Source organism: Xenophilus arseniciresistens (genome assembly GCF_028023875.1).
Taxonomy (GTDB): domain Bacteria; phylum Pseudomonadota; class Gammaproteobacteria; order Burkholderiales; family Burkholderiaceae_C; genus Xenophilus; species Xenophilus arseniciresistens.
Window position 1 is genome coordinate 77,798 of the sequence record NZ_JAQIPB010000009.1, and the last position, 24,107, is coordinate 101,904.

A 24,107-nucleotide genomic window follows, 5' to 3' on the forward strand; every position below is an offset into this window, starting at 1 on the left:
ACAAAGGCGGCGGGCGGGCGCTCAGGCGCCGCTGGCCGCCAGATCGGTCTTGCGCTGGGCCCAGCCCGTCACGCGCCGCTCGGCCAGGGAGGAGATGGCGTACAGCATCACCCCCATGGCCGCGAGCAGGAACAGGCCGGCGAACACCATCGGCACGTCGAAGTTGCCGCTGGCGATCATCATCACGGTGCCTATGCCCTTGTTCGAGGCCACCGTCTCGGCCAGCACGGTGCCCACGAAGGACAGCGTGATCGCGATCTTCAGCGAGGCGAACAGGTAGGGCATGGTGCGCGGCAGCCCGACGTTCCAGAGGATGTCGCGCTTGCGCGCGCCCAGCACGCGCAGCACGTCCTCCAGCTCCGGCTCGGTGCTGGCCAGGCCGGTGGCCACGTTGACCACCACGGGGAAGATGCAGATCACCATCGAGGTGAGCACGGCCGGCACGGTGCCGGCGCCAAACCACACCACGAACAGCGGCACCACCGCGACCTTGGGGATGCTGGAGAAACCCACCATCAGCGGATAGGCCACGTCGTAGGCCATCCTGGACGAGCCGATGGCCACGCCGATGACCACGCCCGCCAGCACGCCGAGCGCGAAGCCCGCCAGCGTGGTGTAGAGCGTCTGGGCCGTGTGGGCCCACAGCAGCGGCATCTTCTCGAGCAGCACCGCGGCGATCTGGCTCGGCCGCGGCAGCACCAGGTCGGACACGCCGAAGGCCAGGCAGACCAGCTCCCACAGCACGAAGAAGCCGACCAGGGCCAGCGCGGAGAGCAGGCGCTGGCGCAGCACGGGGGACAGTGCGGCCTTCATGCGCCCAGCTCCTGCAGGCACGGCGCCGCCACGGGCGCCGGCGTCGGGGTGTCGCCTTCGCGGCGGGCCTGGGCGATGCGCATGCGCAGCTGCTGCACCAGCGCGGCGAATTCGGGCGCGTAGCTGCCTTCGAGCGTGCGCGGGCGCGCGAAGTCCACGGCGCGCGTTTCCAGGATGCGGCCCGGGCGCGAGCTCATCACGCAGATGCGGTTGGCCAGGTAGGCCGATTCACGCAGGTCGTGCGTCACCAGCAGCACCGTGGGGCGGCGCGCCATCCACAGGCCTTGCATGATGTCCCACAGCTCCTCGCGCGTGAACTGGTCCAGCGCGCCGAAGGGCTCGTCGAGCAGCAGCAGGCTGGGCTCGTGCACCAGCGCGCGGCACAGCGAGGCCCGCTGCAGCATGCCGCCCGACAGCTGCCACGGCCGCTTGTCGCCAAAGCCGCGCAGGCCCACCTGGGCCAGCAGCGCGTCGGCGCGCTCGGCGTATTCGCCGCGCTTCTTGCGCGCGTAGTCCTGACGGAAGGGCTCGACGATCTTCAGCGGGATCATCACGTTCTCGCGGATCGTGAGCCAGGGCATCATGGTCGGGTTCTGGAAGGCCAGGCCCACGCGCAGCCGCGGCCCGGCCGCCGCGTGTGCGCTGGCGGGCCTCACGGTGCCCGCGGCGCCCACTTCGCGGCCCCCGGCGATCACGGCGCCGGCCGTGGGCTTGAGCAGCCCCGCCACCAGCTTGAGGATGGTCGATTTGCCGCAGCCGCTGGGGCCGACCAGCGCCACGAAGTCGCCCTCGGCGATGCCCAGCGTGGTGTGGTCAAGCGCCACGGTGCCACCACCGTAGCGCAGCATCACGTCGGAAAGTTGAATGAAGCTCTGGGCCATGTGTGTTCCAGGAAGTAGGTGCTTGATGGGGGCGACGGTCAGGCCACCCGCATGAGGGCGGCCACCGGGCCGCCGCCTGGCGGGCCCTGGTGCTCGGCGCCGCCCGAGACGTACAGCGCCGTGCGCCCGGCCACCGAGGCCAGCACCGCGCCCACCGCTGCGCGCGCATGGCGCGTGGCGTTGATGTCGGAGTCGTTGAGCATGGTGTGGCGCGCGCCACGCACGCGGCCGTCGGGGCTGGCTTCGGCCTTGGCCAGCAGATTGACCAGCCGCGCCGCAATCACGGCGGCATCGCGCCGCGGGTCCAGGCCGAAGTGGGTCTGCAGCAGCTCGCACACGCCCGCGGTGTCCACCGCGTCCTGCATCACGGCATGGCCGATGCGCAGCGGCGATGCACTGCCCGGCGCCTCGCCCAGCACGATCACCACATTGCCTTCAAGCTCGATGCCGGCCGACACCGAGGCGCGCGCCGAATTCAGCGAGGCATCGCGCAGGATGGCCGCGTCGCTCAGGCGCTGCGCATCGACCTCGCCCAGCGCCAGCCCCACGCCCAGCGCCGAGGCGCCGCGCGAGTAGCCCATGGATTCGTAGGTGTCGCGCGTCGCGACCTCCACCCCGCGCGCCAGCGCCTCGTCGATCTTCGCGCTGGTCAGCAGCGGGCACTTGACCTGCACGAAATGCACGTCGGCCGCAGCGGCAATGCCGGCATCGCGCATGGCGGCCTGCACCGCTTCGGCCGTGGCCTGCACCTGGGCCATGCGGCCCATTTCCTCGGGTGCGAAGTCGCGCGTGTGCGCGATGCCGATGACCAGCCGCTTCCCGTCATGCACAGGCGGCGCCTGCACCCACTCGCGCGTGAAGACCGTGAAGTGCGGCGACAGCACGCCTTCGGTGCCGCCCGACATGACCAGCGCCACGCGCGCATGCACCTGCTGCGCATCGCAACCCAGGTGCGGCGCGAGGAAGTGGCACCAGGCCGTGGCGGCGAAGTCGCGCGTGTGGTCGTTGACGCAGCCGTTGCCCTCGGTCTTGCCCATCACGGCCACGATGTTTCGCGCATCGAGCCGGCCGGCCTCGATCAGCGCCTGCACGCCCGACAGGTCACCCGGCCCCTGGCAGGGCACCACATGCGCATCGACCCTTTGAAAGCGGCTCATGCCTGGCTCCAGTCCACCTCGCCCTGCGGCACGGCGGTGCGCGGCACGCCCGCGGGCGTCTGCAGAATCGCGCTGCTGTAGTGCTCGGTGTTGCGCGGGCGGGCCGCGGGCATCTTCTGCACCGGTTTGACCGAGCGGCCCCAGCCCACGGCTTCGTTCACCAGGCGGCCTTCGCGCATCACGAAGCGGCCGCGCAGCAGCGTGTGCAGCGGGTAGCCCTTCACGGGGCGGCCGTTCCAGGGCGAGATCTTGCTGATGCTCTGCAGCCTGTTCTGCGACAGCACGCCCGCGCGTTCCATGTCGACGATGGCGATGTCGGCATGCGCGCCGGGCGCGATCACGCCCTTGGTGCCGTACAGGCCCCAGGCCTTGGCCGGCGCCACGGCGCTCCAGCGCACGTAGTCCATCAGCGAGGCGCGGCCGCGGTTGACTTCGGTGAGCATCAGCGGCATCTGCGTTTCCACGCCAGGAAAGCCGCAATCGCAGTCCCAGATGCTCTCGCGCGTCTTTTCCTCCGGCGCATGCGGCGCATGGTCGGTGGCGATCATGTCCAGCGTGCCGTCCATCAGCGCCTCCCACAGCGGCAGGTTGTGGCGCGCTTCGCGGATCGGCGGGTTCAGCCGCATGATGCCGCCCAGCTTGAGCATGTGGTCGGTGTTCAGCAGCAGGTACTGCGGGCAGGTCTCGGCCGTCACGTCCACGCCGCGGCGCTTGGCCTCGCGCAGCAGGAACAGCGAATCGGCCGCGCTGTGGTGCGCGATGTGCACGCGCGCGCCGGTCCATTCGGCCAGCGTGAGCACGCGGCCGATGGCCTCGATTTCGGCCACGGCCGGGCGCGCGGCCAGATGCGCCAGCGCATCGATGCGGCCCGCGTCCTTGAGCTTCTGCTGGCGCCGGAACAGGATGGACGAGTTCTCGGCGTGCACCACGGTGCGGATGCCCAGCGGCGCCAGCGTCTCGAAGCCTTCCAGCAGTGCACCGTCGGTGGGCGCCGGCAGGTTGCCGAAGGTGTTGCCCACGAAGGCCTTGAAGCTGGTCACGCCGGCGTCCAGCAGTTCCTCCAGCCGGTCCACCGTGTCGTCGCCCAGCAGGCCGTGCAGGCCGAAGTCGCAGTAGGAAGCCTCGGCCGCCTTCTGCTTCAGGCGCAGCGCCTCGACCGTGCCCGTGGCGGGGTGGGTGTTGGGCATCTCGAACACCGTGGTCACGCCGCCCATCGCGGCCGCGGCCGAGCCCGTGCGCCAGGTTTCCTTGTGGGCATAGCCCGGGTCGCGGAAATGCACGTGGCTGTCGATGGCGCCGGGCAGCAGGTACAGGCCGTCGGCGCGCATCTCCTCGCGCGCGGGTGGCATGGTGTCGTCATGGCCCACGGCCACGATGTGCTCGCCCGCGATGGCCACGCTGGCGTCGATGATCTGCTCGGGCGACACCACGCGGGCGCCGCGGATCACGAGATCCACTTCTTTCATCGGAATCTTCCTGGATGCTTGTGCGCGTGCGCGGGATTCAGAGCGATGCCCAGCCGCCGTCCACCGGCAGGTCGGCGCCGGTGATCTGGCGCGAGACCTCGCTGGCCATGAACAGGCAGGCGTTGGCCACGTCCACGTCGGTGGAAACGCGGCGCAGCGCATAGTCGGCTGCGTGGCGGGTCATGGCTTCTTCGAGCGAGATGCCCAGCTTCTGCGCCATGTTGGCGCACACCTTCTCGCGAAAGCGGGGGCCATCGACCATGCCCGGCGCCACGTTGTTGACGTTGATGTTGTAGGGGCCGGCCTCGAGCGCGAAGCTCTTGGTGATGCCGCGCAGTCCCCACTTGGACGCCGAGTACGCCATGCGGCCCGCGCGGCCGCGCATGCCGAAGGTGCCGCCCACGTTGACCACCTTGCCGCTGCGCTGCTCGATCATGGCCGGCAGCACGGCGCGGATGGTGTTGAAGCAGCCCGTCATGTTCAGCTGCACGATCTCGTTGAACTCCTCGGCCGAGGTCTCCCAGCCGGTCTTGCCGATGGGGCCCGAGCCGCCGGCCACGTTGACCAGCACGTCGATGCGACCGAAGGCCTGCAGGGCCCGGGTGGCCAGCGCCTCGGTCTGCGCAGGCACGGTGAGGTCGCAGGCCACCACCAGCGCCTGCACGCCCAGCGCGCGCGCCTCTTGGGCCACGGGTTCGATGGCCGCGGTGTCGCGCCCGGCCAGCACCAGCCGGGCGCCTTCACGTGCGAAGGCCAATGTGATGGCAGCGCCCATGCCTTTGGCCGGGCCGGTGATGAGTGCGACCTTGTCGCGCAGTTGCAGATCCATGGTGTTCTTTCGTTGGAGGCGTTGGAAGTTCAGGGCGCGGTGGTGGCGGACAGGCGCTCGGCGCGCGCGGGCAGGAAGCTGCGGTCGAACACTTCGCGCACGCCGGGCGCGCGCGGCAGCTGGTTGGCCTCGGCCACGATCTCGATGTTTTTCCTCAGGCGCGCGTCGTCCACGTCGCCCAGTCCGATGCGGGCGATCTCGGGGTGGCTCATGTCGTTCTTGAGCGTGGCCAGCAGCTTGTCCTTCTCCACGTCGCGCTTGAGCAGCGGCTCGCGCTTCATCAGCGCATCGATGCCCGCGTCCGGGTTGGCGATGACTTCCTTGATCGCGCGGTTGAGCGCGCGCACGAAGCCCAGCACGGCCTTCGGGTTGTCTTTGACGAAGCTGCGCGAGAAGAAGATGGTGTTGGCGTACAGGTCCATGCCGTGGTCGCCATAGCGGATGAAGCGCAGGTCCCTGGCCGGGTCCAGCCCCATGCCGCGCGCGCTGAAGGACACGGTGGTCACGTAGCCGAAGCCTGCGTCGATCTGGCCGCGCGAGAGCATCTGCTCGCGCAGGTTCGGCGCCATGTTGGTGATCGTGACCTTGGAGGCATCGACCTTCGCGATGCGGGCAAAGGCCGGGAACAGCTTCAGCGCGCCATCGTTGGCCGGGCCGCCGACGGTCTTGCCCTCGAGGTCGGCCGGCACGCGGATGGGGCTGTCGGCCCTGACCACCAGCGCGAAGGGCGGCGTGTTGTAGAGCATGAACACGCCCACGGGCGCGTTGTCGGGGCGCTTGGAAGCCAGGTCGATCAGCGCGTTGATGTCGCCAAAGCCCGCCTGGTAGGCGCCGGCCGCCACCTTGGGCACGGAGGCGGCCGAGCCTTCGCCCTGGTCGAAGCTCACGTCCAGCCCCTCGGCCTTGAAGTAGCCCTTGTCCTGCGCCAGGAAGAACCAGGACTGCGCGCCCTCGTACTTCCAGTTGAGCACCATCTTGACCGGCGTCTGGGCCGCCGCGGGCAGGGCGGCCAGGCCCATCGCGAGGCCGCTGCCGCCCAGCGCCACGGCAGCGCCGGCACGGCGCGAGGCGCGAAGGCATGCGCGAAGAAGAAGGAGGAGGAAGTTCATGGTTCAGGCTCCGGGTTGGGTTCGGGGGATTGCGCGAAAGAGAAGATCAGGAGGCGGAGGAAGCAGAGGAAAGGGCGCTCACGCGGGCGGCCTCGAGCGCCGGCATCAGGTCGGCAGCCGAGGCCACGAAGCCGTGCAGCAGGCGCACGAGGTAGAGCACGCCATCGCTCACGTAGGTCGGCGATGAGGTTGCGCAGGCGTCCTCCAGCAGCACGCAGTCGTAGCCCAGGAAGGCCGCGTCCTGCAGCGTGGTGAACACGCAGCGGTCGGTGTTGATGCCGGCGAACAGCAGCGTGCTCACGCCCTGGTGGCGCAGCACGCTGTCGAGCTCGCTGTCCCAGAAGCCCGAGAGCCTGTGCTTGTGCACCGTGATGTCGGCAGGGTCGGCCTCCAGTTCATCGATGCGACGTGCGCCCCACTCGCCCTGCACCAGCGAAGGGCCGCGGTCCAGCGGCGAGCGCTCGCCGTAGCCCACGCCGTCGGCGCGGCCCTTGCCCTTGAACTGCACCGTGGGGCTCAGGTTCAGCCGATCCGCGCGAATGCCCCAGTTCAGCCAGAGCACCGTCGCGCCCGCAGCGCGCCAGGCCGGCAGCAGCGTCTGCAGCACCGCAATGGGGCGACGGGCGGCGCCGATGTCCAGGCCCTTCTGCGCGAACCATCCCTCGGGGTGGCAGAAGTCGTTCTGCATGTCCACCACCACCAGGGCGGTGCGCGCCAGGTCGATCTGCACGGGCTGCGGCGTGGCCGCCAGGCGCAAGGGCCGCGGCGGCGGTGCGTGGCGCACGAAGCTCACGCTGCCATCGGCCCCCAGCGTCCAGGCGCTGTGCGCCGACGGGCCGAAGCGGATCTCTGGCGGGCCGGGGTGCGCCAAATCGGGGCGCGAAGCGGGCAAGGGGGCGTTCATGCCCGAAGCGGACGCACCGACCGTGCCAGTGGCGCGCACTTTTCGCTGCTTTGTTGCGTCAGTTGCGTTGCCCAAACGGCAACGGTTTGCAGGCATGCCCATTGCATGGCCTGCGCGCTGCTCCCACCTCAGGCCCTGCCATGAACCACCTCAGACTGCTGCGCTACGTCGACGAGGTCGCCCGCGCCGGCTCCATCCGCCAGGCGGCCGAGCGCCTGCATGTGGCGCCCTCGGCCGTGAACCGCCGTATCCAGGATTTCGAGGAGGAACTGGGCACGCCGCTGTTCGAGCGACTGCCGCGCGGCATGCGCCTGACGGCCGCGGGCGAGCTGTTCGTGCGCTACATCCGCGACCGCGGCGCCGAACTCGAACGCGTGCGTTCCGAAATCGAGGAGCTGCAGGGCCTGCGCCGGGGCCGCGTGCGGATCGTGGCCAGCCAGGCCCTGGCGCCGCGCTTCCTGCCCGAGGCCATCGCCGCCTTCCGCGAGCAGCATCCGCTGGTGGCTTTTGATGCGCGCATCGGCGACCACGTGCAGGCCGCCAATGCGCTGCGCACCCTCGAGACCGAGCTGGTGCTGGTCTTCAACCTGCCTCCCGAGCCCGACATCGACCGCATCGAAGCCGTGGAGCAGCGCCTGATGGCCCTGATGCATGCGCAGCATCCGCTGGCCGCGGCGCACGCCCTGCGGCTGCGGCAATGCGCGGACTACCCCGTCGTGCTGCCCAACCGCGACACCGGCGGGCGCCAGTTGCTGGAGCGCTTCCTCGCGCGCAGCTCCGCGCGCTTTCATCCTATGGTGGAGAGCAACAGCTTCGAGTTCCTGCGGGGCTGCCTGGCCGACCGTCAGTCGATCTCCTTCCAGATGGCCGTGGGCGCCGTGGCCGATGGCTCCGAGATCATCGCGCGCGACATCGACGACCGCGGCTTCCCGCGCGGTGAACTGGTGCTGGCCAGCCTGCGCGGGCGCCAGTTGCCGGTGATCGCCTATGCCTTCGCCGAATCGCTGCGCGCGCGGCTGGCGGCGCTGCCGGCCTGAGGCCGGCATGCCTTCGCGGCCGCGCCACGACAATGCGCGCATGCTCCGCTACCAGACCCTGCCCGTCACCGCCTTCCAGCAGAACTGCTCGCTGCTGTGGTGCGACGCCACGCACAAAGCCGCCGTCATCGACCCCGGCGGCGAACTCGACCGGATCATTGCCGCCGCCCAGGCGCTGGGCCTGATGCTGGAGCAGATCTGGCTCACGCATGCGCACATCGACCACGCGGGCGGCACGGGCGAGCTGGCCCGGCGGCTGGGCCTGCCCATCGTCGGCCCGCACCCGGGTGACCAGTTCTGGATCGACGGCCTGCCGCAGCAAAGCGCCATGTTCGGCTTTCCGCCGGCCGAGCCCTTCACGCCCACGCGCTGGCTGCACGACGGCGACACCGTCACGCTGGGCCACGAAACCCTGGACGTGCGCCACTGCCCGGGCCACACGCCGGGCCATGTGGTCTTCCATTCGGCCAGCGCGCAGCGGGCCTTCGTGGGCGACGTGCTGTTCGCGGGCAGCATCGGCCGCACCGACTTTCCGGGCGGCAACCATGACGAGCTGATCGCCAGCATCACCGAGCGGCTGTGGCCGATGGGCGACGAAACCGTCTTCATCCCGGGCCACGGGCCCGAAAGCAGCTTCGGGCGCGAGCGGCGCAGCAATCCTTATGTGGCCGGGACCTGAGCTGCGAGCAGTCTTCGCACGACACAGCAGCCACGTGCTCGACTTTTCCTGAGATGTGCACAACGCACGCACACACCAGAAGCAGACTTGCTGGCAGTGCGTCTGGCACGGGACGCACTCACAACCCCTCCACCTCCATGCCGCGCTCTGCCAGCCAGCTCTTGCGCTGGACATAGTCCGGCATCGCGCGCTCCACGCGCAGCCAGAAGGCCGGCGTGTGGTGCGGCTCATGCAAGTGAGCGATCTCGTGCACCACCACGTACTCGGCAATGCACGCAGGCAGGAGGATGGCCTTCCAGTGGAAGTACAGCCAATCGCCTTTTCCGCATGACCCCCATCGGTAACCCAGGTCCTGCACTCGCACCCCAGCCGGCGCCACCTCCATGCGGCCCTGGTATTCGGCCACACGGCCCGAGAGCCAGGCCTTCGCGCGGCCGCTGTACCACCGGACGAAATGCTCGCGTGCATCCAGCAAGGCGCCAGCTGCCAGGCAGAAGCGGCCCGCGTTCAGCTTCAGCGGCACATCCTGCTCGTCCACCAGCTTCAGCCGATGGCTGCGACCCAGATAGAGAAACCCTTCACCGTCCACGAACTCCTTGCGAGGCACTTGCCGCTTCAGGCGATCTTTTTCGGCCAGTCGGGTGTAGATCCAGAAACGCTTTTCCTGCACGAAGGCACGCAACGCGTCCTCAGCGACCCGTGGCGGCGCAGACAGGATCAGCGCCCCATCACGTTCCACGGTGATCTGCATCGTCCGACGGCGCGCGCTGCGCTGCACGGCCAGCCGCAGGTCATCAACGACCAGCATCACACGCGCACCAGCTTGTCATGGTTGGCGCGAGCCTGCGCCATCAGCTTGTCTGCCAGCGCACCCGCCTTGTCCACGTCCACCAGAGGTGGCCGCAAGTTCATCAAAAGCTCGAACAGCTGGGCATTCAGGTGGTCCTGGTCCGCCCGTTTGCTGGGTGTCCAGATATTTGGATTGCTCTGCAGCTCCTGAACCAGCAGCTCGGCCAGCTCCACCGTCACATCCTTCAAGCGCTGCAGCTCAGCCGGCGCCGGTGGCTGCCCGGTACCGACCTCGTCCAGCACGGTCCGCAGAAATGGTGCGCAGTGCACCGGCAGATCATCCGTTGCATCCGAATCACCCGCTTGGCCGCCCGTCAGCTCGTTGATGAGCTTTTGCAACTGCGCGACAAGCTCGTCCCACTGCGCGTCCAGGGACTTCAGAATGTCGCTCAGCCGCTCCGAGAGCTTGCGGTACAGCACCGGGTCCTCATCAGTGTGCTTGCGGATATGGGAGCGAATCGCATGCTCCATCTCCGACGCTTTGGCCCGGTCGTTGGCGGCGCGGGCGATGTGCGTGTCGAAGTCCGCGTCGGTCAACTGAATCGGAGGAATCTTCGGATCGATGCCCAGTGAGATCACATGGTCGTCGATCAACTTGCGCACCTTGGCCCCCACGTCCTTGCCGAGCACCGGGGTGTCCTTGTAGCGGTTGCGCGCCCGCGCGTAGATGTAGGCCAATTGCTTCGCATCCGCCGAATACGGAAGGCCTTCGGGGCGCGGAAGCACCGTATCCAATGAGGCCAGAAAGGCCTTGAGCTTGACCGCGAACTCGGCTCGCAAGCGCTCGCTGCCGAGCGCATCCACACAGGCCTCCGCGTCCGCCAACGACTCGATGCCGCGCGACCGGAACAGATCGACCACCCGCAGGTGCCGATCCCGCAGCACCGGCACCTCGTCCTTCAAACAGGCCAAAGCACCTTCGATGTCTTCGTCGGCATAAGCCGCCAGCGCTTCCTTCAAATGCTGCGCGACGCCGTAGTAGTCCACGACGATGCCGCAGCGCTTGCCGAAGCCTGTGCGGTTGACGCGTGCGATGGCCTGAAACAGTTCGGCCTCGCGGATCGGCCGATCCAGGTACATCACCCCTTCGATGGGCGCGTCAAAGCCGGTCAGCAGCATCGATTTCACGATCAGAAAGGCCAGCGGGTCCGTCTTGGCGGGGTCTGCATGGAAAAGGGGCTTCTTGAACCGCTTGATCAGCGGGTCGTGCACGGCTCCCTCTGTCCAGGCCTTCCAGCCCGGATCGTCGTTGTTGCTGCCGGAGATGATGGGTGCGAACTCGATGCGCGCGAGCACCTCACGAAAGCGCCAGGCCTGCACCGCGGCCTGTACCTTGGACGGACGTTGGCACAGGGCCTCGTCGTCCAGAACTTTGTCCTGCACGCTCAGGGCCTGCGCCTCTTCCAGCAGCTCGTCGCGCGCCTTCTTGAACTCGCCGTAGTACCGAACGGCCGCCAGGCGGCTGTAGGCCACCACCTGCGCCTTGTAGCCGTTGGGCAGGATGTTCGTCACATAGTGGCGCAGGACGTCGCGCGCTTTGTCGGCAATCAACGCCGGCGCATCGAAGATGTGGCCCTTGGTGGCGTACTTCTGCTTGATCGCCTCCAGCTCCTCGGGGGTGAGCTGACGGAACAGGTCTTCAAACAACCCGTCCAGGCTCGCCCCCTCCTTGATCGCGCCCCGAGCGGTTCGCCCCTCGTACAGCACTGGCACCACCGCACCGTCGGCCTCGGCTTCCTTGATGGTGTAGCGGTCGATGAACTCGCCAAAGATCTCGTGCGTGCGCTTCTTGTCGCCCATGATGATCGGCGTGCCCGTGAAGCCGATGCGCGCGCAGTTGGGCAGCCCTGCCAGCAAGCTGGCGTGCAGGTCGCCGGCCTGGGTTCGATGGGCCTCGTCCACCAGCACCAGGATGCTCTCGTCCTCGTTCAGCACCTCGAAGTTGACGTTCACCTTGTAGCTGGGTGTTGCTTCTTCCGCCTTGGGCAGGTCATCGGCGGTCAATGCGGTCTCATCGGCCGCATCGCCGTCGCGGTATTTCTGAATGGTGGCAAACACCAGCCCCGGCCCCTTCTGCCGAGCCAGCGCTTTCACCTTCACCGTGCTGCCGGCCACCTCCACCGTTTCGCCAGTCAACGTTGCCGTGGCGGACAGCTGGGCCTGCAAGTCCTTGCGGTCGGTCACCACAATCACCTTGAAGCGGCGCAACTGCACGTCGGCGCGCATCTTGCGCACCAGAAACACCATGGTCAGCGACTTGCCCGAGCCTTGGGTGTGCCAGACGATGCCCCCACGCTGGTCGTGCTCGCCGTGCTGCAGGCGGGTCTGGCCGGTGCGCAGACGTGCGATGGCCTTGTTGACAGCCCGGTACTGCTGGTAGCGGCACACCGACTTGATGGTCTGCCCGCCGATCTGCATGAACAGCAGGAAGTTCTTCACCACGTCCAGCAGATGCGCAGGCGCCAGCAGCCCGGCGATCAAACGCTCCTGCGCGTTGAGTTTGCTCTTGCCCAGCGCCTGCGCAACTTCCGACTCGGCCCCGCCCCCCTCCGGCCCAACCACCGTCTTCCACTGCGCGAAGTGCTCGAAGCCCGCGCCAATGCAGCCCACGCGCGCCTCGTCCACACAACTGGCTATCAGCAGTTGGTTGGTGGCAAACAGCGGCTCATTGCCTTCGTTCTCATCCACCTCGAACGCCGCCTTGCGCTGGTTGCTGTAGCGGCGCAGCTGGTCCACGGCGTCGGCCAGCGGCTCGGGAATGGACGGGCTCTTGCACTCCGCCACCACCAGCGGCACCCCGTTCACCAGCAACACCAGGTCAGGCACGATGAAGGCTTTGGCGCTGTTGAAGCCCGGCAGGCAGTCCACGCGGTACTGGCTGGCGACCGTGAAGTGGTTGCGGCTGGGTGCCTCCCAATCGATGTAGCGCAGGGTCTGGCCGCGGCCCCCATCCCAGCCCGGCAGCCCTTCCACCGTCAACCCCTTGAGCAGCAGCTCGGTGGCCTTGGCGTTGGCCTCCATCAGTTTGTGCGTGCCCAGGCGCGTCAGCGCAGCCACAGCCTCCGACAGGCGGCTGTCGTCCAGCCAGGGCTGGCCATCCGGGCCGGGGTTCAGCGCACGCAACTGGGTGCGCAGCACCTGCTCCTGGATGACCTCGGAAAAGTGCATGCGGCCGGTGGCCTGCGGATGGTCCAGACTACCGGCCACGTGCACCCAGCCTAGCATCTGGAGCTGGGCCACAAAGGGTTGCTCCACATCCTCAAGTTCCCAGCCCATGCCTCAGCACCTCCTGAAACGATTGGAGGGCTGCATCCAAAGCCATCCAAAGCCATCCAAAGCCATCCAAAGCCATCCAAAGCCATCCAAAGCGCCCCGTGACACAGCCGCTGCCCGGTCACGTGGCGGCGGTGTAGTAAGCAGCCCGGCGCTCGCCATGCTGCACCAGCACGCCGCGTCCCTTGAGTTTCTTGATCAGGTCCTTGGCCTGGCCTTCGCTGAGGCGGCACAGCTCCATCACCTCGGCCCGTCGGATCTGGCCATGCTGGCGCGCATAGTTCAGCACCATCTGCTCGTGCTGGATCGGCGCGAAGCCCGCCTGACGGGTGTAGCCCGCCTTGTTGCCCGAAGCGCCGTAGACAGCGGCCGACAAGGTGTAGCTGCGGCCCCGCGCATTCCCGTGCGCTTCCACCAGCCCGGCCTCGGTCAGCGCTTCCAGCGTGCGCTTGGCACTGGCCGCATCGCGCTGGATGCGAGCCGCCAGCTCATCGGCCGACACCCGCTTCAGTTCGCGCAAGGCCGCCAGCGCAATCAGGCTGTCGATGGGCAGCTCGCTGCTGCGCCGACGCTCTTCTTCCACCACCAGCCGGCGAAACTCCAAATCAGCCGCCTCGGTCGGCAAACGCAGCACCACGTTGCTGGCGTCGGTGCGGCCATAGTCCGGAGCCGGGCGGCCAAACTTGAGCATGCCGCGGTAGATGGTGTCCACGCCGCGGCCCGAGCGCTCCACCAGGCCGATGCGCTTCATCGCGTCGGCCAGCGTGCGGTTGCGCGGGCGCGGCTCGGTGGTCAGCAGATTGGCCAAGGTCACGCCATCCACCAGGCCGCCGGGGTTGCTGACCGTCAGGCCCGCATCGTCCAGCCGCACGTGCACCGCGCCCAGCCGGTGGTAATCACGATGAATCAGCGCATTGGCCACGGCCTCGCGAAAAGAGGCCAAGTCCACCAGCGGCACCGGCACGCGGAACAGGCCCACCTGCAACTCCTCTTCCGGGTTGTAGGGGCGGAAGTTGGTTTCCAGCCAGTCGAGCGCCTTGAGCAGCGGGAAGCGACGGAACTCGTTGAAGCGCACGGCCTCACGCTCCAGCACCTGAAAGGCGAACTCGTGTGTGGGCACGAGTTCGCGCAGCGCTGCCTCACGACCGATCAGCAGCAGCCCGCAGAGCGTGGGCGTGCGCGTGCCATCGGGCTGCCGCGCGGTGAAGCCTAGCGCGCCGTCCAGGGCTTCGTCGTCCAGTTCCAGCAGCACCCGGTCGCCGCCGTACTGCTGCACCGCCTGACGCAGCCGCTCGCGCTCCAGCGGGTCGAAATCGGCCAGCATGGCGCCCGCCACCGCCTGGGCCGAGGTGTCCGTCAGGCCCAGGTGCGCCTGCCGGCTGGCCCGGTCATGCGGCAGCATGGGCGCGCATTCGGGCGTGCCGTCGTGCTTGATGCGGCGGCGCAGGTACACGCCCGAGGCGGTCGCGATTTCGGTCTGGCCCTTGGGCACCGCGATGCGGGCCACGCGCACGCCGCCGATGTCCACCGAATCCACCTGCACAGTCAGCGCGGGTGAGGTGCGCGCCAACACCAGACCGGGCAGACCGGCCAGCAGCGCATGCTCAAGGTGCAGACCCGTCACCGTGCCATCGTCTTCCACCCCCAGCCACAGCTCGCCGCCCTCGGCATTGGCCAGGCAGACCACCGCCTCGACCAACTCGGCATCGGGCAGGCGCTTGCGGTCGCTCTTGAATTCGACCGTCAGGGATTCGGCGGGTGGCAGGCGGTGGGTCATGCTGGGGTGGGATTCAGCAGCGGAGTGACGCGGACGCGGCCGGTAAGGAGGTCGTCCATGAGGCCTGACTTCTGCAAGCGCAATTTCTTTAGGGCCAACTCTTCATGTCTGATTTGAGTTTCAGAGGCTTCGAGCAACTTTATAAGCTGCTTCTGTTCAGCAACGCTAGGCACGGGAACCTCCATGCGACGCAGCGGTGCAATTGAAATCTCACCGCGAGTAGTGCCAACCTGCGCAGAAAAAAGCAGCCGCTGCCCTATGGACGATTGCAGCATCTTGGCGAGATATTGCGGCAGAACCGTTGGCGTCGGTCGGATCAAAGCGATGTCACGACTGATATTGCCAACGAAGTGGCTCGGCACAACACTCACCCGCCCAAGCGTTCCTTTGATTGATAGCAGAACGTCGCCTGGGCGCACACGACTGCGCGGATAGGCAGCATCAATACTCAATGCCGTTCTATGAATGCCTGTTGTGTAGTCTCCATGCAGATCCCGAATGGCCAATACGGGAACACCGTTGGAAACGAAGCCGAATACTTGAACAATGCCGTAGCAGATGGGTACTTCGGTGATTTGCTCTAGCGGTAGAACCGCCCACTCGTTCGGAATCCATCCTAAAGGCGAAAGATTGTAGAGATGCGGCGCTTCGGCCTGGGGCGGGCGCAGTTCGCCGTTGGCGTCGATGCCGCGCGTCAGCAGATCGTGCAGCAAGCCCTGCTTGACGGCCTTGAGCTTGGCGATGATCGCCTCGGTTTCGTGGATGGCGGTATCGAGGGTGTCGAGGATTCTGCTGATTTGCAGCTTCTCGCCTTGGCTGGGCGCGGGCACCTCGATTGAACCGAACTCGCTGCCGGAGATTTCTAGGAAAGTTGTGCCTGATGCTCGGCGTACGAGTTCAGGTCTGACCTTATCAAAGAGGTGCACGTAAAAGGCAGAGTCCGCCGCCTGCCTGAAAACGATGGACTTGAACCCCTGGTTGGTAGCCATCGGCACAGCATTGACGACACAAACGCCCAGCGTCGCGCGAGTCGTCACGAGCAGAGACCCTGCCGGCAGCAGGTTCGCTCCACTGCCCACCAAACCAGACGCACTGATGTGCTCGTTGGTTCCATGCAGGAGCTTGCCTGTCTTTCCACTCACCTCGCCAGGTGTGACCCAAGGGATCGTTCCACGCCAGAACGATGGAACGGTACGGGACGGGGTACTGCCACCAACAACCGAGCCGAGCTGTCGAACCTGCATGCGACCCCAGTCTTGTGGCAGCTGCTGGAGAAAACGCTGGTAGTGGTGCAACGGTTGATCTTCAGTTGGATTGGACATACCCCAACTCCTTCACAAACCCCTGTACCGCTCTCGCCGCCGCATCCCGCGTCCCTTCGATCTCCGTCAGCGTCACCCGATACTTGTCCCACCAGTTCTCAACCGCCGCCACGACGCGCTTGCGTTGGGCAGCGACGTAGCGCTCGACGATGGCACGCATGTCGTCGTGAAGAACGGTCAGCAGCAGGTCGGCGGCCTGCTCGGGCGACAGGCCATCCACTTGCTGGTGCAGTTGCGTGGTGAAGCTGTCCATCCGGGCCTTGAGCTGCTTCTTGGCGGTGGCCAGTTCCTTCTTCCAGGCCTTGAGCTGTTCTTCGCTCACGGCGCTCTCGTCGTTGGCTTCGGCTTCTGTTGCCTCTGCGGCCTCCCCCTCCTCGCCCTCGTCCTCCTTGGCCGCCTTGGGGTCGGTGGCCTTGATCTGGCTGTCCAGCTCGGCCTTCTTCGCCTCCAGTTCGCGAATGGCCTCGATGAAGTCACTCATCAGAAAGCGCACCAGCTTGTGTTCGAGCGGGTTCTCCTTGCTGGCCATATCTTCCAACGCCGTGACGATGCTGGTACGCCACGCATCGACCACGCCCGGTGCGCCCCGCGCCATCAGGGTGAGAAATTCATACTTGGTCTGAGTCCAGAAGCCGGCGACGATGCCGCGCACCTGAAAAGAGTCGAGCAAACCGATGGGTTCCAGGCTCCGGCTGAAGCCGGTCAGCAGCTCGGTGCGCAGGGCCACAAGGCTGGCACTGCTTGTGCTGCCGTTTTGTGGCGTCTTTCCGGCCAGCGCCACGATCTGGCCACTGTGCTGTTGCCACCATTGCTCGAAGGCGGTGCGAAGCGCAGCCTCCTTCGCCACCAGACCGGCATTGCCTTCGATGGCGGTCTTCAGATCCTGACGCTGGGTCAGCGCCGGACGGAAGTCGAAGTACTTCGCATCGCGTTCGACGAACAGGTCCAGCGGCTCCAGGCCTTGGGCGGCGAACAACGCGGCTTTGGCCTCGACCTCCGCCTTGGGCACGCCGCCCACCAGATGCGCGCGCACGTCGTGCGGCTCGGGCGGTGGCGCGTTGTCGGCGTAGCGGCGGATGTTGAGGTTGACGTCGTTGGCCAGCAGTGTGTCGTTGTCGACGATGGCTGAGAAGCCCGGGACGGCCTGGAAGGCGTCGAAGGTGCTGACGATCTTTTCGATGTGCTCGGGCAGCAGGTGGTTCTGTGCCCGGCCTTCGAAGAACTCGCGGTCGGCATTGATGAACAGCACCTTGCCCCGGCGCGCGGCCGGCTTGCTGCTGACGACTTTGGCACCCAGTACCGACCGTTGGCGCAGCACCAGAATGCAGGCCGGAATGCCGGTGCCATAGAACAGGTTGGGGGCCAGGCCAATGACGGCTTCGAGCAGGTCGTCTTCGATGATCCCCTTGCGAATGGCCCGCTCTTCGCCGCCGCGAAACAGCACGCCATGCGGCATCACGGTGGCCACCATGCCACCATCGCGTGTGACGGCCAGCATGTGCTGCAGGAACATCAGATCGGCCTTCTTCGCGCCGAGCGGCACCTGGCCATGGCTGAAGCGTTCGGGGAACTTGGGTGCCCAGGCCGGTGAGCCATCTGCGTTCTTGTCTGCCGTGCCCCAGTTGATGGAGAAGGGCGGGTTGGTCAGCACGCGGTCGAAGCGCCGCAGTTCACCACCTTCCACGTGCTGCGGCTCGGCCAGGGTGTCTTCATTGCGCAAGTCGGCGGTGCTGATGCCGTGCAGCAGCATGTTCATCTTGGCGATGGACCACACCGTGCCGTTGAACTCTTGGCCAAAGAGGTTGGCTTTGCGGCCATCGCCACCGTGCTCTTCGATGTATTCCTTCGACAGAATCAGCATGCCACCCGAACCTACACACGGGTCGTAGATGTCATGGTGCTGCTGTGGCTTGAGCAGTTGCACCATCATCCGCACCACGGAACGCGGGGTGTAGAACTCGCCGCCTTTTTTGCCCGCCGAGTCGGCGAACTCGCCGATCAGGTACTCGTAGGCAGCGCCCAGCAAATCGGGGAACTCAAAGTCCTCATTGCGCAGCCGGTGCTTGCCGAAGTGCGTGATGAGCTGGCGCAGCTTGATGTCGGGAATCTTGCTGGCGCCCACCTTGCGCGTGAAGTCGATGTGCTCCAGCACGTCGGCCAGGCTGGTGTTGCCGGTCTCTACACCGCTGAGCGCCTTGTTCAGGGCATCGCCCACGTTGTGATGCGCCTCGTTCAGCAGGTGGCTGTAGCGCGACTGCGGCGGCACCCAGAAGAAGCCGTCGATCTTGTACCAGCGGGTGTAGTCAGCGGTCAGTTGTGCCTGCTGCGGCGTTTCGCCAGCTGCGATGCGTTCGGCGATGACCTGCTCGCGCCGCTGGTCGAACACGTCGGAGCAGCGCTTGAGAAACAGCATTCCAAAGATGTACTCCTTGAACTCGGAGGCATCCATCTTGCCGCGCAGGATGTCGGCGGCCTTGAACAAATGACGTTCAAGCTGAGGCAGGGTGAGGGGCATGAAAAAACGAAGGCTTTCGGGCCAGAGAAACACACCCTTGCGGCGACGGGTGCCAAGGGCGCCGGGATTGTTTCACACACCCTTTGCGACCTGCCCTGGCGCTCAGCCTTGAGCCCTCACACCACGCATGGCGCACCAGTTGGCCGTCGCCGCAGTCAATACGTGCTGGCCGGCCGCGGGCAGCACGCTCAGCGCCTGCGCCAGTGGCGCGCGTTTAGATGTTTGCCTTATTTGGTAGCAACGATTCGGTCGTTCCCCGCGCCAGGCCCTTTGCGCAGAATCGGCGGCCCTGATCTCCCGAAGCGCGCCGCCCCATGAATTTCCAGCAACTGCGCTCGGTCCGCGAGGCCGTGCGTTGCAACTTCAACCTCACCGACGTGGCGCACACGCTTCACACCTCGCAGCCGGGTGTGAGCCGGCAGATCCGCGAGCTGGAGCAGGAGCTGGGCATCGAGCTGTTCGTGCGCTCGGGCAAGCGGCTGACGGGGCTGACCGGCCCCGGCGGCCACGTCCTGCCCATCATCGAGCGCATGCTGCGCGAGAGCGCCAACCTGCGCAGCGCGGGCGAGGAGTTCGCAGCCCAGCAGCGCGGCACGCTGTCCATCGCGGCCACGCATTCGCAGGCGCGCTATGCGCTGCCCGAAGCGGTGCAGGACTTTCGCGCGCAGTTCCCCGATGTGCGGCTGCACCTGCACCAGGGCTCGCCGCGGCAGATTGCGCAGATGCTGCTGGACGGCGAGGCCGACGTGGGCATCGCCACCGAGGCGCTGGCCGACTACCCGCAGCTGCTGGCGCTGCCCAGCTACCGCTGGACCCATTCGGTGGTCGCGCCGCAGGGCCATCCGGTGCTGCAGGCGCCGCTGACGCTGGCCTCGCTGGCGCGCTTCTCGCTCATCACCTACGACACCGGCTTCACGGGCCGCACGCGCATCGACGCGGCGTTCACCGCAGCGGGCATCGAGGCCGACATCGCGCTGGCCGCGATGGACGCCGACGTGATCAAGACCTATGTCTCACTGGGCATGGGCGTGGGCATCGTGGCGGGCGTGGCCTACGACCCCGAGCGCGACACCGCGCTGCGTGCGGTGGACGCGGGCAGCCTGTTCGGCGTGAACGAAACCAAGCTGGCCGTGCGCCGCGACAGCTACCTGCGCCGGTATGTCTATGCCTTCATCGAATCCTTCGCGCCCACGCTCACGCCGCAGGTGGTGACGCAGGCGCTGCGCGGCGCCCGCATCGCATGAAACGGTTGTCCAGCCGGCGAGCGCAGCCAAGCCTTCAGGGCGCCTCAATCAGTTCAACCGCGCGCCGCTGGCCGCGTCGAACAGGTGGGCCTGGGCCGCATCGGGCCGCAGGCCCAGCCGGTCGCCGCTGCGCAGGCCCACGCGATCGCGGAAGGCAGCCAGCACGTCGTGCCGGCCCACGCGCAGGGCCACCTGCGTTTCGGCGCCCGTGGGTTCCACCACGATGACCTCGGCCGGCAGGCCTTCGTGTGCGGCGGCCAGCTGCCAGTGCTCGGGTCGTGCGCCGTAGAGCACGCGCTGGCCATGCACGGCACCCGCAGGCGCTGCAGAAGCGGGCAGCGGCAGGCTCAGGCCGTCGTCGGTGCGCACGCGCGGCGCGCCGTCCAGTGCGAGCTGCCCCGGCAGCAGGTTCATCGCCGGCGAGCCGATGAAGCCGGCCACGAAGGCGTTGCGCGGCCGGTCGTACAGCGCCAGCGGCGCACCCACCTGCTCCACGCGGCCGTCCTTGAGCACCACGATCCGGTCGGCCATGGTCATGGCCTCCACCTGGTCGTGCGTGACGTAGACCGTGGTGGTGCCCAGGCGCTGGTGCAGCGCCTTGATCTCGGTGCGCATCTGCACGCGCAGCTTGGCGTCGAGGTTGGACAGCGGCTCGTCGAACAGGAAGGCCTCGGGGCGGCGCACGATGGCGCGGCCCATGGCCACGCGCTGGCGCTGCCCGCCCGAGAGCTGGCGCGGGTGGCGGCCCAGCAGCGGCGCCAGGCCCAGCACGTCGGCCACCTCCTGCACGCGGCGCGCGATCTGCGCCTTGCCCACGCCCTGCAGCCTGAGCGCGAAACCCAGGTTCTGCGCCACCGTCATGTGCGGGTAGAGCGCGTAGTTCTGGAACACCATCGCGATGTTGCGATCGCGCGGCGCCACGTCGTTGAGCACGCGCTCGCCCAGGCGGATCTCGCCGCCGCTGATAGGCTCCAGCCCCGCGATGGCGCGCAGCAGGGTGGACTTGCCGCAGCCCGAAGGGCCGACCAGCGCGACGAACTCGCCGTCGTGGATGTGGACGTCGATGCCGTGCAGAACCGGCTGCTCGCCGTAGTGCTTGACGATCTGATTCAGTGTGATGGAGGCCATAGGCAAGAACTCAATCCTTCACGCCGCCGGCCGTGAGCCCGCGCACGAGGTAGCGGCGCACCAGCACCGTGAAGATGACGACCGGCAGCATCACCAGCGTGCCGGCGGCCGCGATCTTGGTCCACTCCCAGCCTTCGTACTGCAGGAAGTTGACGATGGCCACGGGGGCCGTCATGGCCTGGGTGCGCGTGAGGATCAGCGCGTAGAAAAAATCGTTCCACGAGAAGATGAAGCACAGCACGGCCGTGGCCGCCAGGCCCGGTGCCGACAGCGGTAGCGTGATGCGCCAGAAAGCCTGCCAGACGCCGCAGCCGTCGATGTAGGCCGCCTCTTCCAGCGCGGGCGGCACGGCCTCGAAGAAGGTCTGCATCAGCCAGATCACGATGGCCAGGTTGAAGGTCAGATAGACCAGTGCCAGCCCCGCGATGGTGTCTTGCAGCCCCAGCCAGCGAAAGGCCAGAAAGAAGGGAATGGTGAAGGCGATGGGCGGCGCCATGCGCGTGACCAGGATCCACAGCGCCACGCTGTTGCGGCCTCTGAAGCGCCAGCGCGTGAGCGCATAGGCCGCGGGCACGCCGATCAGCAGCGACAGCGCGGTGGACAGCGTGCTCACGGCCAGGCTGTTCCAGAAGGACTTCAGGAAGTTGCCCTGCAGCAGGCTGCGAAAGCCTTCGAGCGTGGGCGTGAAGAGCAGCGCATCGTCGAAGAGTTCGGCCGCGGGCTTGAAGGCCAGCTGCACCAGCCACAGGAAGGGGAACATCACCACCGCCAGGATCAGCGCGGCCGCCAGCACCTGGCCGCGGGCGGCGGTCTCAATGCGCTGCGTCATGGCTGCTGCGGTTCCATCCAAGCCGGCCCACGCCCCAGCTCAGCACGAAGACGCCAGCCAGGATCACCATCGCGATCGCGCTGCCATAGCCCCAGTACGAGAAGTTGAAGGCCTGGATGAAGCCGTAGTAGTTGCTGACCTCGGTGACGGTGCCGGGCCCGCCGTCGGTCAGCACGTAGATCAGCGGAAAGGCCTTGAAGCTGTCGATGAGGCGGAACAGCCCGCACACCACCAGCACGGGCCGGATGTGCGCAAAGACGATGAAGCGCAGCAGCTGCCAGCGGTTGGCGCCGTCCAGCCGCGCGGCCTCGAGCGGCTCCTCGGGGATCATCTGCAGCGCCGCCAGCACCATCAGCATGGTGAAGGGGAACCACTGCCAGGTGTCGGCCAAGGCGATGGCCCACAGCGCCGTGTCGGGGTTGGCGATCAGCGAGCGCACGGGCGCGCCCACGGCCTCCAGCGCGCGGTGCAGCGGGCTCACGTCGGGCGTGAACATGATCTTCCAGATCAGCGCCACCACGATGGGTGGCAGCACCATGGGGATCAAGAACACGGTGCGCATCGCGCCCAGCGCTTTGGAGCGTCCGTTGAGCAGCAGCGCCAGGCCCAGGCCCACGCCCAGCTGCAGCGCCACGCTGGCGGCCGAGAGCTTGAGCTGCGTGCCCACCGAGTCGGTGAAGCGCTCGTCGCTGAGCAGCTGGCGGTAGTTGACCAGCGGATCGTCGAAGCGGAAGGTGCCCGCCGGGTCGGTGAGCGACAGCGGCGTGAGGCTGGCCGTGAACAGCGCCAGCGCCGGCAGCAGGGTGATCAGCAGCAGCACCACCAGCGAAGGCGCCAGCCCGCCGGCAAAAGCCAGCCGGCGTTCGCGCGCCCAGCCCGCCGGCCGCGCAAGCGGCGCGTGCAGGGCGGGATGCGCATGCGGCTGCGGTTGCAGGACGGCCGACATCAGACGTTCAGCCCCGCGCGCTGCAGCGCCGCGATGGACTGCGCCTGCGCCTGCTGCAGCGCCTGCTTGGCGCTGGCCTGGCCGCTGGCGATCAGCGCGATGGCCTTGTTGAGCTGCTGGTCCACCTGCGGGTACACGGCCACGGTGCGGTACTTCATGTGGCCGGTTTTGGAAGCCTGCTCGATGGCGTCCAGCGCCAGTTGCGCGAGGTCGCTGCCGTTGATGACCTGCCGCGCGCGATAGGCCTGCGAATCGATGTCGCTGCGCCGCGCGGGCGAGCCGTAGCCGGCGGCCACGGCACGGCGTGTGGTCTGCCTGGACAGCGCCCACTGGATGAAGGCCCAGGCGGCTTCCTTGTTCTTCGAGCCTGTGGGAATGCCCAGGCCATGAACGGCCGTGCCCGGGAACCGGCCCGCAGGCCCCTTGGGCACATGGCCGAACTTCAAGGTCTTGAGCGTGCGGCTGCTGGCCGCGTCGCCCAGTTGCGCCAGGTGCAGTTGCCCTGCGTCGGCAAAGTTCACCCGCCCCTGCTTGAGCGCCTGCGTGACCTGGTCGGGCTGGTAGGTGATGGCGCCATCGGGGCCGAACTCGCGGATCAGGCTGGCGTAGTACTCGGCCGCGGCAACGGCCTCGGGCGTGTCCAGGGTGGGGAACAGGTCATCGGGCGCCTTGCGGAACACGTCGCCGCCAAAGGCGTGCAGATAGGGCACGAAGGTCCAGCCGTAGTGGCTGTCGGAAACGAAGCCCGCCACGCGCTCTTTTTTGTTCACCGCGCGCAGCACCTTCACCAGGTCGTCGGTGGTGTCGGGGTAGGGCAGGCCCGCCTGCTGCACCAGGTCGAAGCGCGAAGACACGCTCAGCAGCGCCTCGGCCGTCCATGGAATGCCGTAGAGCTTGCCATCGCGCCCGGTCTCGGGTGCACGCGCGCCGGGGAGGAAGTCGTTGATGTCGAAGTCGGCCGGCGTGAGGTTGCGGTTGGCGATGAATTCGTCCAGCGGCGTGAGCCAGCCCGAGTTGATCCAGCGGCTGGAGTAGATGAAGGTGACGTTGACCACGTCATAGGCCGAGCCCTTGGTCGACAGCTCCAGATCGGCGCGCTGGTTGTAGACCGGAAAGCCCGGCGCGTCGAAGTTGACCTTGGCGCCCGTGAGCGCCTCGAACTCGGGCAGCCACTGCTGCAGCAGCTTCGGATACGCGGCGCTGAAGGTCGAGACGTTCAGGGTCACGCCCTGGTACTTCTTCGCGCCGCCCTGGGCCGGTGCGCGTGCGGGCAGCAATGCGCCCGCACCGATGGCGGCGCCGGTGGCGATGAGTTGGCGGCGGCGGGCGTCGTGCGATGTTTGCATGGT

19 protein-coding genes are annotated in these 24,107 nt (G+C 67.4%); 3 read left to right on the forward strand and 16 right to left on the reverse strand.

Features of this window, described 5'->3' with window-relative positions:
- Positions 1–21 precede the first annotated feature (21 nt).
- From PGB34_RS18150 to PGB34_RS18180, 7 genes are read right to left on the reverse strand one after another with little or no spacing between them, the layout of a single operon-like run.
- Positions 22–813 carry an ABC transporter permease gene (locus PGB34_RS18150; protein WP_271429511.1) on the reverse strand — a complete coding sequence of 264 codons (792 nt, stop codon included), beginning with the start codon at positions 811–813 and terminating at the stop codon, positions 22–24.
- Entirely contained in the window at positions 810–1,694 is an 885-nt protein-coding gene (locus PGB34_RS18155) for an ABC transporter ATP-binding protein (RefSeq protein ID WP_271429512.1), read from the reverse strand. The genes PGB34_RS18150 and PGB34_RS18155 overlap by 4 nt, the downstream gene beginning before the upstream one ends.
- Positions 1,695–1,732: 38 nt before the next feature.
- Entirely contained in the window at positions 1,733–2,851 is a 1,119-nt protein-coding gene (gene atzD, locus PGB34_RS18160; protein ID WP_271429513.1) for a cyanuric acid amidohydrolase, read from the reverse strand.
- The gene (locus tag PGB34_RS18165) at positions 2,848–4,317 is read right to left on the reverse strand and encodes a dihydroorotase (protein WP_271429514.1); all 1,470 of its coding nucleotides are present in this window, start codon (positions 4,315–4,317) and stop codon (positions 2,848–2,850) included. Before PGB34_RS18165 ends, atzD begins: the two co-directional genes overlap by 4 nt.
- A 37-nt stretch (positions 4,318–4,354) precedes the next feature.
- Complete coding sequence (locus PGB34_RS18170; protein ID WP_271429515.1) at positions 4,355–5,146, reverse strand: SDR family NAD(P)-dependent oxidoreductase; 792 nt, start codon at positions 5,144–5,146, stop codon at positions 4,355–4,357.
- 29 nt (positions 5,147–5,175) lie between these two features.
- The gene (locus tag PGB34_RS18175) at positions 5,176–6,255 is read right to left on the reverse strand and encodes an ABC transporter substrate-binding protein (protein ID WP_271429516.1); all 1,080 of its coding nucleotides are present in this window, start codon (positions 6,253–6,255) and stop codon (positions 5,176–5,178) included.
- A 46-nt stretch (positions 6,256–6,301) separates the two neighbouring features.
- Positions 6,302–7,159: a cysteine hydrolase family protein gene (locus PGB34_RS18180; protein ID WP_271429517.1), complete on the reverse strand. Its 858-nt coding sequence runs from the start codon at positions 7,157–7,159 to the stop codon at positions 6,302–6,304.
- A 140-nt stretch (positions 7,160–7,299) separates the two neighbouring features.
- Between PGB34_RS18180 and PGB34_RS18185 the strand changes: the two genes are divergently transcribed.
- Together PGB34_RS18185 and PGB34_RS18190 are read left to right on the forward strand one after the other, a co-directional pair.
- Positions 7,300–8,196: a LysR family transcriptional regulator gene (locus PGB34_RS18185; RefSeq protein ID WP_271429518.1), complete on the forward strand. Its 897-nt coding sequence runs from the start codon at positions 7,300–7,302 to the stop codon at positions 8,194–8,196.
- Positions 8,197–8,236: 40 nt separating this feature from the next.
- Positions 8,237–8,875: an MBL fold metallo-hydrolase gene (locus tag PGB34_RS18190; protein ID WP_271429519.1), complete on the forward strand. Its 639-nt coding sequence runs from the start codon at positions 8,237–8,239 to the stop codon at positions 8,873–8,875.
- A 118-nt stretch (positions 8,876–8,993) separates the two neighbouring features.
- Here the strand turns inward: PGB34_RS18190 and PGB34_RS18195 are convergent, their stop codons facing one another.
- The 5 genes from PGB34_RS18195 to PGB34_RS18215 all read right to left on the reverse strand — a co-directional run bounded on the left by PGB34_RS18195 (position 8,994) and on the right by PGB34_RS18215 (position 18,611).
- Positions 8,994–9,683, reverse strand: coding sequence for a M48 family metallopeptidase (locus tag PGB34_RS18195; protein ID WP_271429520.1), 690 nt, complete (start codon positions 9,681–9,683; stop codon positions 8,994–8,996).
- The gene (locus PGB34_RS18200; RefSeq protein WP_271429521.1) at positions 9,683–13,000 is read right to left on the reverse strand and encodes a type I restriction endonuclease subunit R; all 3,318 of its coding nucleotides are present in this window, start codon (positions 12,998–13,000) and stop codon (positions 9,683–9,685) included. Before PGB34_RS18200 ends, PGB34_RS18195 begins: the two co-directional genes overlap by 1 nt.
- A gap of 118 nt (positions 13,001–13,118) precedes the next feature.
- Positions 13,119–14,774: an ATP-binding protein gene (locus PGB34_RS18205; protein ID WP_271429522.1), complete on the reverse strand. Its 1,656-nt coding sequence runs from the start codon at positions 14,772–14,774 to the stop codon at positions 13,119–13,121.
- Positions 14,771–16,096 carry a restriction endonuclease subunit S gene (locus PGB34_RS18210; protein ID WP_271429523.1) on the reverse strand — a complete coding sequence of 442 codons (1,326 nt, stop codon included), beginning with the start codon at positions 16,094–16,096 and terminating at the stop codon, positions 14,771–14,773. The genes PGB34_RS18205 and PGB34_RS18210 overlap by 4 nt, the downstream gene beginning before the upstream one ends.
- A complete protein-coding gene (locus tag PGB34_RS18215) occupies positions 16,080–18,611 on the reverse strand; it encodes a type I restriction-modification system subunit M (protein WP_271429524.1) in 2,532 nt (843 codons plus the stop codon). The genes PGB34_RS18210 and PGB34_RS18215 overlap by 17 nt, the downstream gene beginning before the upstream one ends.
- A 314-nt stretch (positions 18,612–18,925) precedes the next feature.
- Between PGB34_RS18215 and PGB34_RS18220 the strand changes: the two genes are divergently transcribed.
- On the forward strand, positions 18,926–19,855 hold the full coding sequence (locus PGB34_RS18220; protein ID WP_271429525.1) for a CysB family HTH-type transcriptional regulator: 930 nt from the start codon (positions 18,926–18,928) through the stop codon (positions 19,853–19,855).
- A gap of 48 nt (positions 19,856–19,903) precedes the next feature.
- Here the strand turns inward: PGB34_RS18220 and PGB34_RS18225 are convergent, their stop codons facing one another.
- From PGB34_RS18225 to PGB34_RS18240, 4 genes are read right to left on the reverse strand one after another with little or no spacing between them, the layout of a single operon-like run.
- Positions 19,904–20,983: an ABC transporter ATP-binding protein gene (locus PGB34_RS18225; protein ID WP_271429526.1), complete on the reverse strand. Its 1,080-nt coding sequence runs from the start codon at positions 20,981–20,983 to the stop codon at positions 19,904–19,906.
- A 10-nt stretch (positions 20,984–20,993) separates the two neighbouring features.
- Positions 20,994–21,812: a carbohydrate ABC transporter permease gene (locus PGB34_RS18230; protein ID WP_271429527.1), complete on the reverse strand. Its 819-nt coding sequence runs from the start codon at positions 21,810–21,812 to the stop codon at positions 20,994–20,996.
- Positions 21,796–22,758, reverse strand: a complete 963-nt coding sequence (locus PGB34_RS18235; protein ID WP_271429528.1) for a carbohydrate ABC transporter permease — start codon at positions 22,756–22,758, stop codon at positions 21,796–21,798. The genes PGB34_RS18230 and PGB34_RS18235 overlap by 17 nt, the downstream gene beginning before the upstream one ends.
- Positions 22,758–24,104, reverse strand: a complete 1,347-nt coding sequence (locus PGB34_RS18240) for an ABC transporter substrate-binding protein (protein WP_271429529.1) — start codon at positions 24,102–24,104, stop codon at positions 22,758–22,760. Before PGB34_RS18240 ends, PGB34_RS18235 begins: the two co-directional genes overlap by 1 nt.
- Positions 24,105–24,107 lie beyond the last annotated feature (3 nt).